The organism is Cytobacillus sp. FSL R5-0569 (assembly GCF_038007265.1).
GTDB lineage: Bacteria > Bacillota > Bacilli > Bacillales > Cytobacillaceae > Cytobacillus > Cytobacillus kochii.
Map to the genome: position 1 here is coordinate 4,273,526 of NZ_JBBOWW010000001.1, position 17,479 is coordinate 4,291,004.

Sequence of the window (17,479 nt, forward strand, 5' to 3'; positions counted from 1 at the left end):
TTTTTCATCCACCTTTTCCTACTACCTCTTTTTTGAATGTGTTATTGACAAAATAAATGATAACCAACTAATAATGCATTAGAAATAAGTTCATCGATCAAGACTTCGTTCTCACCACATTAAGAATTCACTGATCCTTTGTTACTTCTTCAGTCCCCTTGCTTTCGCATAACATTCATCGTAAAACCACCAGCTCCCCAATGAGTATCTGGAATTTCTGTTACTAACACTCTAACTTGCTCAGAATTTACAGAAAGATTTTCCACTACGGCTTGAGTTACATCTTTAATCAAACTCTTAATTTGTTCATTACTTCTGCCTTCTAACACTTGGATTTGGATAATTGGCATAAAAAAACTCCTAATATTTTGTAATAATTTTAAAACAATAGTACTCCTTCATTTATCAAATGCTGCTATCGTAGAACTTCCATCCTCAACACCGTACCTTTAAATTTGATCACTATTTAGCATGATCCATCTTTTTCTCTACACTATTTTTACCTGTTTTATTCCTTTACATCTAAGTATTCACTTAGACAAGCACGTCTTACATTTATTAATCGTGTAAAAACATCCTAGTTATTAAGATAAATAGCATAAATAAATTTAACTGACATCATTTTTCATTTGTTGTAAATGTTTGTCCGTGTGTTTTAATAGTAGAAAGACCAACCCCATTAATATTAGTAAAAAAATCCATCCTCCTGAAAAAGACCCACTCCTATCAATAATGTAGCCAAATAATGGCGGGATGAAAATGACTCCCCATGAGCTAATTGTAATGGTCACCCCTGTTGCTAACCCTGTCTGTTCACGCGGCACTAGCTCTGTTGCGATATTCATCCATATACCATTGTATCCAGAAATACAAAAACCAAATAAGAAAACACATATGCCTACAACAAATAATGGTGTTCCCTCTCCTAAAAAGGCAAAAATAAAAGCAAACACTCCTGAAAAAGCAGTTATGATGATTAATATGATTAGCCGTTCACCACGGAAGAAAAAATCACTAATTCCTCCCCATGCGATTCTTCCGCATGACCCTCCAATCTCAGCAATCACAAGGAGTATACCAGCTGTTAAAAGAGAAAGGCCTAATTTTTCATAAGCAAAAATGACAAGGTAAGTGGTTAAACATAGCTGTGCGCCTTGCAGCCCCATTAAACTTATGCTAATAAAAAGAAGCGGTTTATGTTGAAACATCGTCATTACTTGCTTGATAATCGATTGCTTTTTCTCTGGAGGTTGAACTGAAGCCTCATGTTTCTGAATAGGCATTGCGTCCCGATAAAAACAATTGGTCAGTACACCTATACAAATGAGGAAAATGCAACTCATAAAAAGAACGGGTCTCCAACCAATTTCCTTTGAGATAGGTAATAAAAGTAATGCTGTTAATGCGGCACCAAATGTGACTCCCATTTGTTTAATCCCCATCGCCGTTCCTCTTTTTTGTTGTGAAAACCAATTAAAAATACCGCGATTTGTCGCTGGATGCATGGCACCATATGCACCGCCTCCTAACACTACAGCCATTAAAAGAAGCCAAAATGAATTGCTTAGTGTAATGATAGTGAAACTACACCCAAGACAAAAGGTGATGGTTAACAATTGTTTTCTCGTTCCAATTCGATCAACTAAAAGACCGGATGGAATGGAGACGAGTAATTGCCCAAAAAACAGGGCTGCTGGCATCATACCTATTTGTGCATTTGTAAGCGATAAGTCTTTTCCAATTAAGATACTTAATGGCGCCAAGCTTCTTCCTACAAAAGCAACTGCGATTTGAGCCACTAGCAACCAGATAAGCATTTTCCAAGCGTCGCTAATAGAGTCTGTATGATTTCTTTCTACTATAGAATTCATATATTATCATCCTAAAAAAAGAGCAGCGGCATATTAACAAGCGTGAAACCCCTCCTCTTTTTTTTTCTTATTCACAATACATAGATACACTACCTAATCCACCAAACTCCGCAACAATTGAATCTCCCGAATTGAACGCAATAGCCTCAGACATGGCACCACTTAGGATAATATCTCCTTTTTTCAATCCCTTTCCTTGGATGGAAAGTTGGTTTACAGCCCAGGCAATTGCCGTTGCTGGATGTCCCAATACAGCTGCGCTTGAACCTGTTTGTTCTACCTGACCATTTTTGGACATTACCATGCCGATGTTTCCGAGATCAATAGAGTTTGGTGAAACCCATTGACTGCCCACAATAAATTTAGCAGATGAACAGTTATCTGCTACAACATCTACTAAAGTAAAAAGGAAGTCTTTATAGCGGCTATCAATAATTTCAATAGCTGGTGCAATATATTTTGTTGCCTTGATTACGTCTTCAGCGGTTATATTCTCACCTTGTAAATCCTCAGCCATTAAGAAGGCAATTTCCGGCTCAGCTTTTGGATGAATAAGCTGTGATTGCTTGATTGGCTCCCACTCGAATGCCAACATATCGTCAAGCAAATAACCATAGATAGCTTCATTAACTTTCATCATTTGTTGCTTCGCCTTACTTGTTAAACCTAACTTAATCCCCACACGTTTTGTTCCATCCTCTACCATCTTTCGGGCAAGCAAGCCGTCTTGTAGTTCATAAGCTTGTTCTATCGTTAGTTCTTGATATTGGTCAGTTACTTTAACCACCTCACGTACGTCACGTTCAGCAGTATATAAATATTCAATAATGTCTTTCTCTTTATTCGTTAGTAGAGTCATAGCTTATACCCTCACTTTATTTTGCTAGTTTAATTGCAACGTTCAGAATCCTCTCTTCCTGTCCGCCAACAACTTTCATTTTCTCTTACTCAATAAATATGACTCGCGGGATTCTCAAACTTCTCCCCCGTACGTTCAGTGTGGAATGAAAAGGGAATACACGCCTGTTAAAACAAGATGACCGTTCCAAAAGGCTGGTGTGCTCGGCGGGATATCTTTGCTCCAACAATACCCTCAGCTACATCCAGCAATTGATATTAATGAATACCTGCATTTATTCCCATACTCTCTTGGTAGAAATATTATTCGAAATGAACCGTCACTGATCCAAGAGTACCGAACTTCGCTTCAATCGTGTCTCCAGCAGAAACTGCCACTGCCCCAGATAAAGCACCTGGGAGAATCAATTCACCTTTTTTCAATGTAATCCCAAACTGATGTAATTTATTTGCTAGCCAGGCAATCGCTTGAGCTGGATGACCCAAAGCAGCCGCCCCAGCACCTGTGGCAATAAGCTCCTCGTTCTTAAATAGCACCATGCTATTCGTGCGTAAATCGATCGAGTCTAACATTGTCTTTTTATCACCAACAACTACTTTTCCTGACGAGCCATTATCAGCCACTGTATCTACTAATTTAATTTTCCAATCAGCTATCCGACTATCGATCACTTCAATGGTCGGCACAACATATTTCGTTGCCATCATAACGTCTAGGTAAGTGACGTTCGGCCCTACCAAATCCTCCGCTAAAACAAAACCTATTTCAGCTTCCACTTTAGGAGAAATCATCGAATGCACTTTAACTGCAGCCCCGTCTTCTACGCGCATATCGTTTAGTAAATGACCGTAATCTGGTTCATTGACATTCAACATTTTTTGCATCGCTACACTTGTTAGTCCTACCTTTTTACCGATTACTTCTTTTCCCTTAGCTAACTTCAGTTGGACCGTTTCCAACTGAATTCTATAGGCATCTTCCACCGTTAGACTTTTATCTCTTTCTGTTAAAGGCAATAAACCTTGACAAGACTCCTCTGCCTCTAATAATTCCGATGCAAACTCTGCACTCTTTACTGTCATCTAAAAACCCTCCCCACACTACTAAAACAAACAAAAGGCGGACGTCATGCCACCTTTCATTTGTGTTTATTTTTTTAACGTAATTGTTTTTGCTTCCGTATAAAAATCAAAACTATGACGTCCACCTTCACGACCAATTCCGCTTGCCTTTGCACCGCCAAAAGGCGTACGTAAATCACGAACATACCAGCAATTCACCCATAGCAAACCTGAATGAATAAGCGATGTGACACGCTGACCACGGCGCAAATCATTTGTCCAGACAACGCCTGCCAATCCGTATATTGAATCATTCGCAATGTCAATTGCCTCTTCTTCCGTTTTAAATGGTATGATCACCGGTACAGGACCAAAAATTTCTTCCTGCGCTACTCGCATTTTATTATTTACATCATACAGTACGGTCGGCTCATAAAAATTCCCTTTTTCCAATCCAGAAACAACCTTAACCTTGCCTCCATGTGCAAGCTTTGCACCTTCTGTGAGCCCAATTTGAACATACTCATCAACCACCTGCAAATGCCCTCGCGACACAAGCGCTCCCATGTCTGTCGATTCGTCTGTTGGATCTCCCACTTTAATTTTCTTTACAGCTGCAACGAACTTATCTAAAAATTGATCATAAATACTTTCTTGAACAAGAATTCTTGAACCCGCCAAACAGATTTCACCTTGATTACGGTAAATGGCTTCAATGGAACCAGCCACTGCCTCATCTAAATCGGCATCTTCAAAAACAATATTTGCAGACTTGCCTCCAAGTTCTAATGAAACAGGAATTAAATTTTCTGCTGCGTTACGCATAACTGTTTTTCCTGTATTCGATTCACCGACAAATGAAATTCTGCGAACAGATGGATGTGTCGCCATAACTGTTCCAACCGTACTTCCCGGTCCTGTTAAAATGTTCAGTACACCGGGGGGCAAGCCGGCCTCATTCGCAATCTCCCCAAGTAAAACAGCACTTAAAGGTGTATAAGAAGCTGGCTTAATGACAACAGTATTTCCAGCTGCTAAGGCAGCAGAAGCTTTCCAAGTCATTTGCATAAATGGAAGGTTCCAAGGGATGATTAAACTCGTGACACCTGCAGGAGCATATTGTACGTAAGACATATGCTTATTCATATCATAATGCTCATGCACCATATACTTCGCCATTTCAGCAAAAAAGCGGAAGTTGGAAGCAGCACGTGGTATATCAAATCCGCGACTTTCTTTAATTGGCTTTCCAACATCTAACGTTTCAACGTAAGCAAGTTTGTCTACGTTTTCCATTATTAAATCTGCTATTTTACACAAGATTCTCGATCTTTCCTCAACAGCCATATTGCTCCAAATACCACTTGCAAATGTCTTTTGGGCAACATCGATTGCTAATTTTGCATCTTCAATTCCGCCATTAGCAACTGTAGCTAGCTTTTTATTCGTAGCCGGGTTCAGGGAATCAAACGTATCTCCTGAAAGGGCATCGACATATTCACCATTGATAAAAAGTTTTGCGTCTTGAATCATTGTATTCTCTGCTACTACGCCTTTGGTCACCATCATTCCTCCTATTCTTCTATTTCAATAACCATCTCAATTTCAATTGCTGTATTATTCGGAAGTTGTGCCATCCCCACAGCAGAACGTCCATGCTTGCCCTTTTCTCCAAAAACTTGCCCAATTAAATCGGAGGCACCATTCATTACTTTTGGCTGCTCAGTAAATTCTTCCGTAGAATTCACCATTCCAAGTACTTTAACAAATTGTTTTACCTTGCTTAGTTCGCCAATTTCATTTTTGACCACACTTAGTAGATTAAGCATCGATTGTTGAGCAGCCAAGTAACCTTCTTCTGTCGTTAATTCTCTGCCAAGTTTCCCATGATATTGGTCGACGCCTTGTCCGGCTGTAAAAAGTAAATTTCCAGTTCTCACACAGCTTACATAGCTCCCAACCGCAGGTCTTAAGGGCGGAAGCTCTAAGCCTAATCTCGCAAGCTTTTCTTCAGGTGTACTCATCGCTTTATCTCTTCCTTTACCGCTATATTTAAAAACTCCAGGGCATTTTTACCTAGAATAGCTTGTTTTTGTTCTTCAGTTAACTCATCCGTTTTATCGATTACGTTCCCGGGTGGGATTTCTCTTAATAGAAACGGATAGTCAGAACCCATGACAATGTTGTGGTAACCAAAACGATCAACTAAATATTTGAGATTTAACGGATCGTAATTTAAAGAGTCAAAGTAAAAATTCTTCACATAAGTACTAGGCGGATGCTCGGTTTGACGCAAATGTGGCCAAACTTTCCACCCTTGATCTAAACGGGGCAAAATATAAGGGAATGACCCTCCTCCGTGGGCAAAACAGATTTTCAAGCCCGGGAATTTCTCCATTACACCGCCGTTTACTAAACTCGCTGCAGCCAAAGCGGTTTCACTTGGCATCCCGACCGTATACATAAAGTTATGGCGGGGCATCCGTTCTCTTCCTAACGTTTCCCACGGATGAACAAATAATGGCACCTGCCATTTTTCAGCCATTTCAAAAAATTTAGTAAACTCAGGATCATCCAAGTTTTTACCATTAATATTTGTGCCAATTTCTATGCCTTTCAGACCAAGCTCATGTATACAGCGATCCATTTCGCGAATAGATACTTCTACATCCTGTAATGGGACTGTCCCTAAGCCAATAAAACGATCTGGATATTCATTAACGGTTTTAGCAATGAAATCATTTTGGATCTTGGCCATTTCTTCTGAGGCAGTCGCATCTGCCCAGTATGAAAAAGTCACAGGTATTGGTGACAATACTTGAATGTCGACCCCTTCAGCATCCATATCTTGAATTCTTTTCTCTGGGCTCCACACTTGATCTGTTACTTCTCGGAATACTTTTCCGGCAACCATAATATTTGCACCGCATGAACAGGTTTTTTCCATTGTTGGCCACCGTTCACCGCCATATTTTTCTGTGAAATCCGGAATATCTTCGGGAATAATGTGCGTATGGAAATCTACTCGCATTTCCATACCTCAACTTCCTCAGGCATAATGTGACTACAATTCTTACATGTCCGTACTTCCTTATCCCCATTAAATCCTTCAATTGCGCTTTTTACTTGTTTCTCAATATTTGTTAATTGAACAGATACACGATGCATTTCTTGATCACAGTTATCACAGAACCAAACAAAATCTTCTAATTCACCTTGATCCCGTTTCCGTTCAATTACTAAGCCATACGTATCAGCCACGCGATGAGGGGAATGCGGGACATTAGCTGGTAACATAAATACTTCACCCTCTTTAACCGTCACCACTTCACGTTTTCCTTCTTTATTAATGACTTCAACATAACAATCACCTTTAATTTGATAAAAGAACTCATCTGAAGGGTCCACATGAAAATCACGACGCTTGTTCGGTCCACCGAGAATCATACAAATAAATTCAGAGTCTTCCCAAAGAACTTTATTATTGACCGGTGGTTTAAGTTGGTCCTTATTTTCGTCAATCCAGCTCAATAAGTTAAATGCTGCTAATTTAGTCATTGTAGATTTCGTCATTGTCATCTTACCTCCACTGTTTTAATTGTTTACTAGCAAATTAATAAATCTTCACCACATAGACAGTTACCTAAAAACTTGAGCAATTCCAGTTGTGTTTTATCTAGCCGACTTCTTCTTTATGATGCATTTAATGCTCTGCCACTAATATAATGAAAATACCTTCACAGCAAAACATAGTTATTTCATCATGTGAAATAATATAAAAATAAAATAAAGATTGATACAAAGGTTAGTATTAACTGAGATCATCAGTCTGTGTTAATGTACAAAACAGAAACCTCAAATCATTCAAGCTCCTTGAGCGCTTAGAACTTAAGTATTTTTCCTAAAAAACTAAATACGGGATAAGACTATGTTTCATATTACTTTATCAGCATCATCGCATGAGAGATGGTGTCCACAATCGTTAGAATAGCCGTTATATTCGATTGCCATTTTGTCCATTCACTTGAACCTTATTATGTTTCCCCATCCTTGCTACAGCGGTTCAGGCTATTAGTGACGAAGAGACAAACTCATTAGAAAAAAGGTGAAATGAATTTGGAGTCAGCAGGGGGCTAAATTAAACACTTAAATGGTAATTTAAGTGTTTGATAGAATGCTTTACACCATAAATCACCTGCTTCCTATTCAGTCACTATAAATGAATCTACAAAGGTTACACTTCAATGTAGCCCAATTCTTTTGAAATAGATTGCGCTGTGTTCTTTACGCTCTGAATAATCATATTCCGTTGACCACTTTGCATATAGGAAGTAGGACCAACTAAATTAACTGCTGCGATGACTCCCCCCGAATATGATAAGATAGGGGCTGCTACTCCATACATGCCATCTGAATTTTCATTATTACTTATGGAATAGCCATTTTTACGGATTGTTTCTAATTCCTCTTTCAATTGATGAATATCAGTGATAGTATTTGGAGTCTCACTTGCTAAACCCCTTTCTATCGTCTCTTGCAAATATGTTGGATTGTAGGATAGTAATACCTTTCCCGAACTAGTAGCATAAGCTGGTTTCCTAGACCCTACATATGTTTGGATCGGTGTTTCTTCCTGTGAAGATACCCTCAATACAAAAACAACCGTTCCTTTATCAAACATGGCAATATGAACTGTCCCCTTAAATCTATAAATCAATTCTTTCACCAAAGGGAAAGCTTTATCATAAATATCTTGCTGAAACATCACGTGATTATTCCATTCAAGCAATTTCCATCCCAGTCGATACCTTTTTCGATTATCCTTCATTAACACTCCTTCATAGCAGAGTGTGCTAACTAAATGATGCGTTGTACTGGGATTCATGCCTAGTTTATGAGAGATCTCCCTAATACCTAATGCAGGATCTTCATTAGAAAAACAACTGATTATTTGACAAGCCTTCTTCACAGATCCAATCATACTAGACTCCCCCTTCAAGTTAGCAGCCCTTCTTGTGAAGAAGTGCAAGCAAATTCTTGTTTGAAAGTTAAAATGAATGCTTAATATACCCTTTATTTAATAGCTACCCCTAGATTTCATAAATACAAAATTATCTAGATAGCATTATAGAAGAAATGACTATAATAAGTAGTTAAAAAGACTCAGGACATAAACACGCTAGCTAAAGATTGCTCCGAGTAATTAGGGGTATCGATTATCTAATCATTCGGATCTCCTTAGGAATGGAGCGGAGGGCACTCAACCTTGCAGGCGGGCAATGCCGAGGAAGCTCAGCTCCGCCCATACAGAGTCTCATGTTTGTAGCATTATTCTTACTATAGGCATCTAACGTTTTGTTTAACTCATTAATCTTTGGCAATACCTCGTTTGAATGCGGGTTTTATTCATTTGACTCCATTAAAACTTTATTAAGACTTTCTATTTCATCATTATGTTCACCTAACATAGGTGCTCTTGAAGAAATTTCCCACGGAGTCTTATTAAAAATGTAAGGAGATCCAGGATAAACAAATGATTTCTCTAATTCCGGATGCTCAACTTCAATAAAGGCATTTCGATCCTCAGTCAAATGTGGATCCGCCAACATTTCCTCTGGAACACGGATAGGGGACCATGGCAAATTGATACTTTGAGCAAAATGGAAAATATATTCGGACTCATGAACTGAACAAAACTTCTCTAGTACCTCACATACAGTATCCATCCGGCTTGCACGGAATTGATCATCCACATACCTTTCATCACTTAATACTCCTTCCATTCCTTTGGAAGAAAGCCACTTCACCAATTCTCGCCAACGCTTTTCATTAAGGTAAGTATTCAAACAAAGGATATACCTTCCATCATTACATTTAAATATCCATCTGCTTGATTTATTTGGTAAGGCATGGCGAGCTGTATGACGTTTCACATGAGCTTTTTGGTACTCCCAATATGGAAGGGACATTTCCGTTGAAACAGTTACGCATTCATGAACAGCTATATCTATATGCTGGCCCTTTCCCTGCCCAATATCTCTATGAAATAAGGCACTAATAATTCCTATAGCAGCAAAATATGCAGTCATGTGGGCCGCTTGCCCTCCTGTTGGAGCAATTGGTGGGGCGCCCTCCACATCATCATATCCATTTACAGCCATGACTCCACCAAGTGCTAATTGGGTAAGATCACACATTTTATACTGACTCCATGGTCCAGCTTGCCCGAATGGTGTAATGGAACAAACGATTAATTCCGGATATTGACTAGATAATGTCTCATAGTCAAGTCCCCATTCTTTCAATAATCCGGGCCTAAAATCTTCTAGGACTAAATCAAACTCAGGCAATATTTTAATGTACTCTTCTCTGTCTGATTCTTTACTAAGATCGAGAATGATAGATTTTTTTGATGTGTTGTAATGCCAAAAGTAAAGACTTTTGTTAGGGTCTTGTTCATCGTTATAAAAAGGGCCTACTCGTCGAGATTCAACGCCACTAGGAGGTTCCACTTTTATAACCTCTGCCCCCATATCTGCCAACATTTTACCTGCAAACTGAGTTAATTGATCGCCTATCTCAAGAACCTTTATACCTTCTAAAGCTCTTTGCATAAAAACATCATCCTCCTTACCATAGTGATCTAACTTCTTTGAATTCATCTTTCGGCATATCTTTAGGCCATAGAACCCCTTCATCATCTAGAGTCTTTATTTCTTCATCGCTAAGCCCAAGCACTTCACGTAGTACATAGCTATTGTCCTCTCCCATTAAAGGTGCTGATTTGTGTATATAGGGCTGTGTCTCTGACATTTTTATAGGAATACCTACGAAGTTCCGTTCACCTAATAATGAGTGATTAAGTCTTTCAAATAAATTACGTGCTTTCAGTTGAGGATCTTTCTCCATCAAATCTTCGTTCATTTGAACAGCTGCACTCGAAATATCATACTTTTGGAGAAGTTCCATTACTTCATACTTGTTTCTATTAATTGTAAAAGCCTCAATGTTTCGATCTAATTCATCCTGATGGCTTAGTCGCCCTTCAAATGTGTCATATTTCGCATCCATTGCCCATTCTGGATTACCCATTCCTTTTTTTAAAGAAACCCACTCTTCATCAGAAAAAACGGCAATCGTACACCAATCGTTATCGCCCTCTCCTTTACAACGATAGATATTATGTGGGCATCCTACTTTACCACGATAGTTATTTTCTGGGTGTTCTTTAGAGGTGATTGATCGATTACCCGGTGGGAAACCAGGTCTTTTTGATGACCTTTGATTGACAGTAAAGTCTAATAAATTTGCCCCAGTTAGGTGTAGTCCTGATTCTACTTGAGAAATATCGATAGATTGGCCCTCTCCGGTTCGCTTTTTATGAAATAGGGCTGTCAATACGCTAAAAGCACCCGTATATCCTGCTACAACATCCATAACCGAATATCCCCAACCTGCTGGGTGTGTATTAGGAAGTCCAGAAATATACGTCATGCCGTTTAGACCTGCAGCTGTTGGTCCCCATGTTCCATACATTTTGTTACGACCTGTATGCCCCAATCCAGATATACTCATATAAATAATACCTGGTGAAATTTTTTCTAAGTTTTTATAACTTAATCCCCATTTCTCAAAAACACCTGCACTAAAATTCTCTAATACAATATCTGATTTTTTTAGTAACTCATGAACAATTTCCATTCCTTGCTCGGACTTAACATTCAGCGTTAAGCTTTTTTTGCCGGCATTTAAATTATTAAAGAATGCTCCATTATCAAGTCCTGGCTTATCACCTTCTGCATACATAGAAAACCGCATGTAATCCGGATTTTTCGGCCATTCAACCTTTATAACTTCGGCACCTAAAGTCCCTAAAATTCTTGCCGTAGTAGAACCGGAAACACTCCAAGTAAAATCTAACACTCGAACTCCGCTAAGTACTTCTTTCTGATTAGCCATATTATTTTTTAACTCCTTTCCGAAGGTGTCCAATTTACTAATGTCATTTCATCATTTATTTTTTCAAATGCTACTTCCATTTCCATACCACAATGTATTTCAGTTGGATCTACTCCAACTGCTTTTCCTAACATTCTCACTCCTTCTTCCAATTCAACCACAACCAAAGAATAAGGTGTTTTATCTTCAAAGTAAGAAAGGAATCCTCTGTTTGAAATGTTATACGTATAAACTGTTCCCTTTCTATTTACAGGGACCCATAAGAGATCAGCTCCAGGGGAATACGGAGAAACAAACCTTGGTGGCCAAACTTTCTTTTTTGTGACTGAACATTCTTGTACTATCAGTTCTCCATTACGAGTTGCTTCCCAAAATGGAGCAAACAAATTCCAATCTCGATCATTAGCTCGGGTAGGTAATGGTCGCTGAACAGTTTCAGTGACTTCCATATTAAAACTTCCTTTCCATAAACTTTTTCATTTGGATTACACTAGTTGTGTAATATGGCAATCGAGCCATCACTAAGGTCTCCGTAACCTGTCACAAGACCCACTTTCGCATCTTTGACCTGCGCTTTTCCAGCTTCTCCTCTTAACTGATAAACTGCTTCTGTTACATGATTGATCCCAACAATGTGAGCTTGCGAGAGCAATCCTCCATGTGTATTTATTGGCAGTTGTCCTCCAAGTTTAATACGACCACCTTTTACAAACTCAGGCGCCTCTCCACGATCACAAAAACCCATTTCTTCAAGTTGCCTAAGCAGAACAAAGGTAAAGCAATCGTAAACTTCTGCAAAATCAATCTCATCATGTCTCACCCCTGCCATATCGAATGCACGTGGTGCAGCATGAGTAATGCCCATATCCAAAATATCTGGCCTTGTTGCCAAATCATCAGGATAAGTTGGATGTCCTTCTGCAATTCCTCCAATATATATTGGCTTTTTAAAACGATGTGCATTTTTTTTGGAAGTTACAATAACCGCTCCAGCCCCATCTGTCTCCAAGGAGCAATCAAATAAGCGGAAAGGAGCAACAAGCACTGGTGAGTTTTGATAGTCCTCTTCTGTCATTGCACGTCCTTTCATATATGCTTTTTCATTCAACTGTGCATGCTCTCTGCAAGTCATAGCTACAATTTGCATCCCAACCGGATCAGGATTATATTCATGAAACCATCTATTTGCATGAAGCGAATAGTATTGTAAAGGGACACTAAGTCCATAAGGATATTCTAAATTATCACGGTATTCGCTATTAGGCATAAATTCATTGTTTAAATTTAAAATACCGGAGTCTCCTGCTCCCAGCCTTGTTCCCGAATAGCCCCTTTGCCCAGTAGCTACAAGAACAAATTCGGCAACACCCGAGTCAACCGCCATTGCAGCACTTTGGATGGCAGCTATTACACTAGCTCCCCCTAATTCAAAGCGTCCACTAAATTTAAGCTCTTTCATTCCTAACCCATGGACAAATTCTTCATGTCGAATATTAAATTTCCAAGGGGAAATGACCCCATCAATTTCTGCAGGATCAATCCCAGCATCCTTACAGGCGTTAAGTGATGCTTCAATACAAAGTTGAGCTAAAGATTTTTCTGTTCCCCTAACAAATTCAGTTTCACCAACACCTATAATGCATGATCGATCTCTTAGTGAGCGTTCCAATCTCTTCCCCTCCAAATCTTCTTTCTTGTTTGTATCGTTTCAGAGAATATTGATAATGAGAAAATAAATCGACTACATAAAAGTCATAGGTCTCTTTATCTCTTCTTCTTTATTTTTAATTGCTGTACTAGATAAATTTTTCAGAAAAATAGAACCTGTAAAACCAATGGCTGTAGCAATCCCGATATATATGGCAATAGAATACAAAGTCCCAGTAGTATGAATTAGGTACGTGCAAACCATCGGAGCGATACCACCTGCAAAAACTGAAGCTACTTGAGTACCTAGTGCCGTACCGCTATAACGTAGATGTGCTGGGAAAGCTTGAGCAACCAATGCTGGCTGTGCACCTGCTTGAATGTTGTGTGCAAGATAAAAAACAATAGTAGCAAGTAAAATAAACATCGGTGATTCTGTATTAATTAATCCTATATAAGGGAAAGCCCATAAAAAGGTTAGAACAATGCCCAAAATATAGGTTCGTTTAACCCCTGTTCTATCGGCAATGTAGCCAAATAAAGGAATTCCAAAACAAGATAATAAGCTTCCGAAAGCGATTACATTAACCATGAAGCCCGAACTGACGTTAAAATTACCTGTAGCATATGTAATCATAAAAGTTGCAAATATCGCATGAGGAACATGCTCAGAAAACTTCGCCATTGCCACAAATAAAATTTGTCTCGGGTGTCTTTTGAGCACCTCTAGAATAGGTGTTTTCACCACTTGATTTTCATCGGATGCCCGTTGAAAGGAAGGCGTTTCGTTCACTTTATTACGAATCACTATTCCTACTATTAATAAAACAAAACTTAATAGGAAAGGAATTCTCCATCCCCAAACATAAAAATTATCTGCCGTTAAATACATGCAAAGACCTATTACTGCAGATGATAATAACATGCCCCCACCTATAGCTGCATTCGGTATACTAGCCGTAAACCCTCTCTTCTTGCGATCTCCCCATTCCATTGACAACAAGACAGCTCCGGCCCATTCTCCTCCTACTCCGATTCCCTGGAGAATGCGCATAAGTAGTAAGATAATTGCAGCCCAGATCCCAATGGAATCATATGTAGGTAATAACCCGATTAGAGTACTACTTATACCAATGATCCACAATGTAATCACTAAAGCAGTCTTTCTTCCTATCCGATCTCCAAAATGCCCAAAAATTGCTGCTCCTAAAGGTCTTGCAAGAAATCCTGTTGCCAGAGTAGCAAACGATAATAAAGTTGCTACATACGGGTCAGAACCTGGAAAAAAAAGCTTTGGAAAAATTAATGCAGCCGCTGTAGCATATAGAAAAAAGTCATACCATTCAATAAGGGTTCCAAATGCTGCTCCTGCGATTGCTTTGACAGACATTTTATTATTACTGTTTTTTTCAAGGGAAGTTTCGTTGCACATTTTTTTGCACCTCCACGTGGCTAAAGAATGTTTTTTGGTTCACTTATAAGCTAAACTGTGTTCATACAGAAAAATGAGTTAGTAAAGAATAGAGCTAACCTCTTCCCCCTTTGTAAATTATTTAAAAACTGTCATTCTACAAATCAATCATTCTCTGATATAATTTATTATAGGTTTTTTTAATGAAGGGACATGTTAACTGATTAACATATTTTTTAATTTTTAAAAATTAATTTAATGTTCAGATAATTTTATGTACAATCTTCTCTTTCTAAACTTTTTTATCTTCTGTGTTTCTTCCAAATATCGTGAATGGGGAATCTACGTTCTTGTAATGCTAAAATTCTGATGATTAAATAAATAAGGGTCCATCACCAATATCTTCCCAAATTATCAATCTTATTTGAAGAATATAAGCATTCATTTCAATGCCTTCAGTACATACAATAACATCCGATTTATCGCCATTTATTTTACTGAATAATTCTAAATATGTTAGTATCGATATAATCGTAAAATAACATTTTGCTTAAAATCTCTATTTCAAACTTCATCCGAAATTTCTCTTGTTTAAGTAAAAAAAGCCTCTAAAGGGCCCATCGGGAGTTAATGACGAGTATGGAAGCTAATAAGAAAAGGAAGTAACTGATGGGAAACTAATCGTCTTGAAGGACAAATGGTATATCATATATAGAGTGGGAGTTATCTTATATATTTTTTATTTAATAGACTCATACATAATTAACAAATAGATTTTCTAATCTATATTTTTCTCTAACTTTTATCTACCTAGATTTTTATTTTGTGCTTTTTTAGCGCTCAAATAAAGAATAAATTCTCGCAAAATACTTTATAAATGATGGGGGAAAATGAAATGAATCACGAATGGGATCCTTATCTCAAATTCGGTCAAAAAACAGTGTTTTTTAAAGGTGACACATTGTTTTTACAAGGAGAAGAAGGGAGTGGGGTTTACTTCTTAGAAAATGGAAAAATGAGTATTTTGCTGCTTTCGGAAGATGGGAAAGAAAGAATTGTCGATTATCTTCTAGAAAAATCTTTTTTAGGAGCTACAGGAATTTACGGACAACCTTATCCAACTTCTGCAAAATGCAAAACGGATGTAATACTCTATTATTACCCAACTAAAATTTTTAATTCTATTTGTGAAAAACATCCAGATGCAAAGAAGGTGTTTATTAAATCTGTTAGCAATCAAATCAAATTGTTAACAGAAACAGTTGCTATAATGGATAAGTCTTATGAAAAGCAAATGGCTCATTTCCTAGTGCAGCTTTATAATAAGCATAATAATCTTTCTGTACCAATTACCCAAGTTTCTTTAGCCCAATATATGGGCACCTCTCGAATAACTGTCTATAAAATCATACAAAAGTGGTCTAAAGATGGAATAGTATCCCAAGGAAAGAATCAAATTGATATTTTAGACCTTAATAAAATCAAATTGCTTTTATAAAAATTTAATCAAACGTCTAATAATTTTTCATCCCTAGTTTTAGGCACTAAACATTCGTAATATTCAATCTAAATTATAAAATAACATACATTTGTTTCAATCTATCTGTATTAGATAGCTAGATTGAAGGGTCGTAATATTCAACTTTAGATGAAGGGAATGGAGCTTTTGATTACTTCAGAATACTCGTGGAATGATTACTTGAAATACGGAAAGAGGCTCTTTTACAAAAAGAACTCAATTATTTTTCAACAAGGGGATGTAAGAAATGGATTTTATTATCTTTTTAAAGGAATCATAAAAATAACTTCTACAAATTCTAGAAATGATAAAAGAATACTAGATATTGTTGGACAAGGGGATTTAGTTGGAGACACTGATAGTAAACCATATTTTTCTTCAGCTGTTTGCCACGAAGACTGTATTCTATACTTTTTTTCTAAGGATGATTATGAAAAGCTCATTTACCAACATCCAGAAACAACAGCTCTATTCTTTCAGTCTCTTTTTCAAAAGCAAAGATCGCTTTTGAATAATTTGAATGCATCCAGTACTGGTACAGAATATCAGATTGCTTACTCACTTTTGCACTTGATAAACATCTATAAAGGTACAGATATTAATTTAACGCAGCAAGAGCTATCTCAATATGTTGGATTATCTAGGATCACCATTTATAAAATCTTAAAAAATTGGTCATCTGAGCATATCATCGAGCTTTATAACAAAAAAATTTCCATTAAAAATATAGAATTACTCAAAAAAAAATTACTATATTAATAGTATAATCAGCATCTTTTATATTTACTATGTTAAAAATATGTCTACTATAATGACAGATAATCCATACATAAGTTATACACTTTATCTCCCAAAATTTTAAAAACTATCAATTCTGGACTTTACGTTTTATTTAACTAAAGTAACACTATATCAATAAAGTTATTTAACCTTCACTTCAAACAGCTTTAAAAGCCTTCTGTCTATTAAAGAGACAAAAGACTTTTAAATTTATTATGTAACTAAAGTACCCCTTTTGTTTAAGTGCAATTATTTGCAGTTAAATAGATGATCCTGAAACAAGACTACCAAATGGATGATTCAATCACTAAAAATACTACAAATTCTTCATAGGATGCAATAAATTTTGTTAAAACAATTGAGAAGAACAAG

At 37.4% G+C, this 17,479-nt stretch carries 16 protein-coding genes; 2 read left to right on the forward strand and 14 right to left on the reverse strand.

What is annotated here, in order from left to right:
* Positions 1 to 149: 149 nt before the first annotated feature.
* The 14 genes from MKX78_RS21770 to MKX78_RS21835 form a co-directional block, all read right to left on the reverse strand.
* Positions 150 to 389 carry a 4-oxalocrotonate tautomerase gene (locus tag MKX78_RS21770; protein WP_370873350.1) on the reverse strand — a complete coding sequence of 80 codons (240 nt, stop codon included), beginning with the start codon at positions 387 to 389 and terminating at the stop codon, positions 150 to 152.
* 219 nt (positions 390 to 608) lie between these two features.
* Complete coding sequence (locus tag MKX78_RS21775) at positions 609 to 1,871, reverse strand: MFS transporter (RefSeq protein ID WP_307316208.1); 1,263 nt, start codon at positions 1,869 to 1,871, stop codon at positions 609 to 611.
* A gap of 67 nt (positions 1,872 to 1,938) precedes the next feature.
* Positions 1,939 to 2,730: a 2-keto-4-pentenoate hydratase gene (locus tag MKX78_RS21780; RefSeq protein WP_307316210.1), complete on the reverse strand. Its 792-nt coding sequence runs from the start codon at positions 2,728 to 2,730 to the stop codon at positions 1,939 to 1,941.
* Positions 2,731 to 3,032: 302 nt separating this feature from the next.
* Complete coding sequence (locus MKX78_RS21785) at positions 3,033 to 3,812, reverse strand: 2-keto-4-pentenoate hydratase (protein ID WP_307316213.1); 780 nt, start codon at positions 3,810 to 3,812, stop codon at positions 3,033 to 3,035.
* Between the two features lie 66 nt (positions 3,813 to 3,878).
* The gene (locus tag MKX78_RS21790) at positions 3,879 to 5,324 is read right to left on the reverse strand and encodes an aldehyde dehydrogenase (protein WP_445662677.1); all 1,446 of its coding nucleotides are present in this window, start codon (positions 5,322 to 5,324) and stop codon (positions 3,879 to 3,881) included.
* A 41-nt stretch (positions 5,325 to 5,365) separates the two neighbouring features.
* Complete coding sequence (locus MKX78_RS21795) at positions 5,366 to 5,815, reverse strand: RidA family protein (RefSeq protein ID WP_307316218.1); 450 nt, start codon at positions 5,813 to 5,815, stop codon at positions 5,366 to 5,368.
* On the reverse strand, positions 5,812 to 6,828 hold the full coding sequence (locus MKX78_RS21800) for an amidohydrolase family protein (protein ID WP_307316220.1): 1,017 nt from the start codon (positions 6,826 to 6,828) through the stop codon (positions 5,812 to 5,814). Before MKX78_RS21800 ends, MKX78_RS21795 begins: the two co-directional genes overlap by 4 nt.
* The gene (locus tag MKX78_RS21805; protein ID WP_370873345.1) at positions 6,813 to 7,364 is read right to left on the reverse strand and encodes a 3-hydroxyanthranilate 3,4-dioxygenase; all 552 of its coding nucleotides are present in this window, start codon (positions 7,362 to 7,364) and stop codon (positions 6,813 to 6,815) included. Before MKX78_RS21805 ends, MKX78_RS21800 begins: the two co-directional genes overlap by 16 nt.
* Positions 7,365 to 8,025: 661 nt before the next feature.
* Positions 8,026 to 8,772: an IclR family transcriptional regulator gene (locus tag MKX78_RS21810; protein WP_307316223.1), complete on the reverse strand. Its 747-nt coding sequence runs from the start codon at positions 8,770 to 8,772 to the stop codon at positions 8,026 to 8,028.
* Positions 8,773 to 9,193: 421 nt separating this feature from the next.
* Positions 9,194 to 10,405 carry a CaiB/BaiF CoA transferase family protein gene (locus MKX78_RS21815; protein ID WP_307316225.1) on the reverse strand — a complete coding sequence of 404 codons (1,212 nt, stop codon included), beginning with the start codon at positions 10,403 to 10,405 and terminating at the stop codon, positions 9,194 to 9,196.
* 16 nt (positions 10,406 to 10,421) lie between these two features.
* Complete coding sequence (locus MKX78_RS21820) at positions 10,422 to 11,750, reverse strand: CaiB/BaiF CoA transferase family protein (RefSeq protein ID WP_307316227.1); 1,329 nt, start codon at positions 11,748 to 11,750, stop codon at positions 10,422 to 10,424.
* A gap of 8 nt (positions 11,751 to 11,758) precedes the next feature.
* The gene (locus MKX78_RS21825; protein WP_307316229.1) at positions 11,759 to 12,199 is read right to left on the reverse strand and encodes a Zn-ribbon domain-containing OB-fold protein; all 441 of its coding nucleotides are present in this window, start codon (positions 12,197 to 12,199) and stop codon (positions 11,759 to 11,761) included.
* Positions 12,200 to 12,240: 41 nt separating this feature from the next.
* Entirely contained in the window at positions 12,241 to 13,419 is a 1,179-nt protein-coding gene (locus MKX78_RS21830; RefSeq protein WP_307316230.1) for a thiolase C-terminal domain-containing protein, read from the reverse strand.
* Between the two features lie 72 nt (positions 13,420 to 13,491).
* The gene (locus tag MKX78_RS21835; RefSeq protein ID WP_307316232.1) at positions 13,492 to 14,829 is read right to left on the reverse strand and encodes an MFS transporter; all 1,338 of its coding nucleotides are present in this window, start codon (positions 14,827 to 14,829) and stop codon (positions 13,492 to 13,494) included.
* An 874-nt stretch (positions 14,830 to 15,703) separates the two neighbouring features.
* Here MKX78_RS21835 and MKX78_RS21840 point away from each other — a divergent pair.
* Both MKX78_RS21840 and MKX78_RS21845 read left to right on the forward strand, forming a co-directional pair.
* Positions 15,704 to 16,306 (forward strand): Crp/Fnr family transcriptional regulator, encoded by a 603-nt coding sequence (locus MKX78_RS21840; protein ID WP_307316235.1) that lies wholly within the window; start codon positions 15,704 to 15,706, stop codon positions 16,304 to 16,306.
* 168 nt (positions 16,307 to 16,474) lie between these two features.
* Positions 16,475 to 17,086: a Crp/Fnr family transcriptional regulator gene (locus MKX78_RS21845; RefSeq protein ID WP_307316237.1), complete on the forward strand. Its 612-nt coding sequence runs from the start codon at positions 16,475 to 16,477 to the stop codon at positions 17,084 to 17,086.
* Positions 17,087 to 17,479: the final 393 nt, after the last annotated feature.

Excerpts from the sequence above, each read along its gene's own strand:
- MKX78_RS21775 (WP_307316208.1), bottom strand. The coding sequence starts at position 1,871 with ATGAATTCTATAGTAGAAAGAAATCATACAGACTCTATTAGCGACGCT.
- MKX78_RS21780 (WP_307316210.1), bottom strand. The coding sequence starts at position 2,730 with ATGACTCTACTAACGAATAAAGAGAAAGACATTATTGAATATTTATAT.
- MKX78_RS21785 (WP_307316213.1), bottom strand. The coding sequence starts at position 3,812 with ATGACAGTAAAGAGTGCAGAGTTTGCATCGGAATTATTAGAGGCAGAG.
- MKX78_RS21790 (WP_445662677.1), bottom strand. The coding sequence starts at position 5,324 with ATGATTCAAGACGCAAAACTTTTTATCAATGGTGAATATGTCGATGCC.
- MKX78_RS21795 (WP_307316218.1), bottom strand. The coding sequence starts at position 5,815 with ATGAGTACACCTGAAGAAAAGCTTGCGAGATTAGGCTTAGAGCTTCCG.
- MKX78_RS21800 (WP_307316220.1), bottom strand. The coding sequence starts at position 6,828 with ATGGAAATGCGAGTAGATTTCCATACGCACATTATTCCCGAAGATATT.
- MKX78_RS21805 (WP_370873345.1), bottom strand. The coding sequence starts at position 7,364 with ATGACGAAATCTACAATGACTAAATTAGCAGCATTTAACTTATTGAGC.
- MKX78_RS21810 (WP_307316223.1), bottom strand. The coding sequence starts at position 8,772 with ATGATTGGATCTGTGAAGAAGGCTTGTCAAATAATCAGTTGTTTTTCT.
- MKX78_RS21815 (WP_307316225.1), bottom strand. The coding sequence starts at position 10,405 with ATGCAAAGAGCTTTAGAAGGTATAAAGGTTCTTGAGATAGGCGATCAA.
- MKX78_RS21820 (WP_307316227.1), bottom strand. The coding sequence starts at position 11,750 with ATGGCTAATCAGAAAGAAGTACTTAGCGGAGTTCGAGTGTTAGATTTT.
- MKX78_RS21825 (WP_307316229.1), bottom strand. The coding sequence starts at position 12,199 with ATGGAAGTCACTGAAACTGTTCAGCGACCATTACCTACCCGAGCTAAT.
- MKX78_RS21835 (WP_307316232.1), bottom strand. The coding sequence starts at position 14,829 with ATGTGCAACGAAACTTCCCTTGAAAAAAACAGTAATAATAAAATGTCT.
- MKX78_RS21840 (WP_307316235.1), top strand. The coding sequence starts at position 15,704 with ATGAATCACGAATGGGATCCTTATCTCAAATTCGGTCAAAAAACAGTG.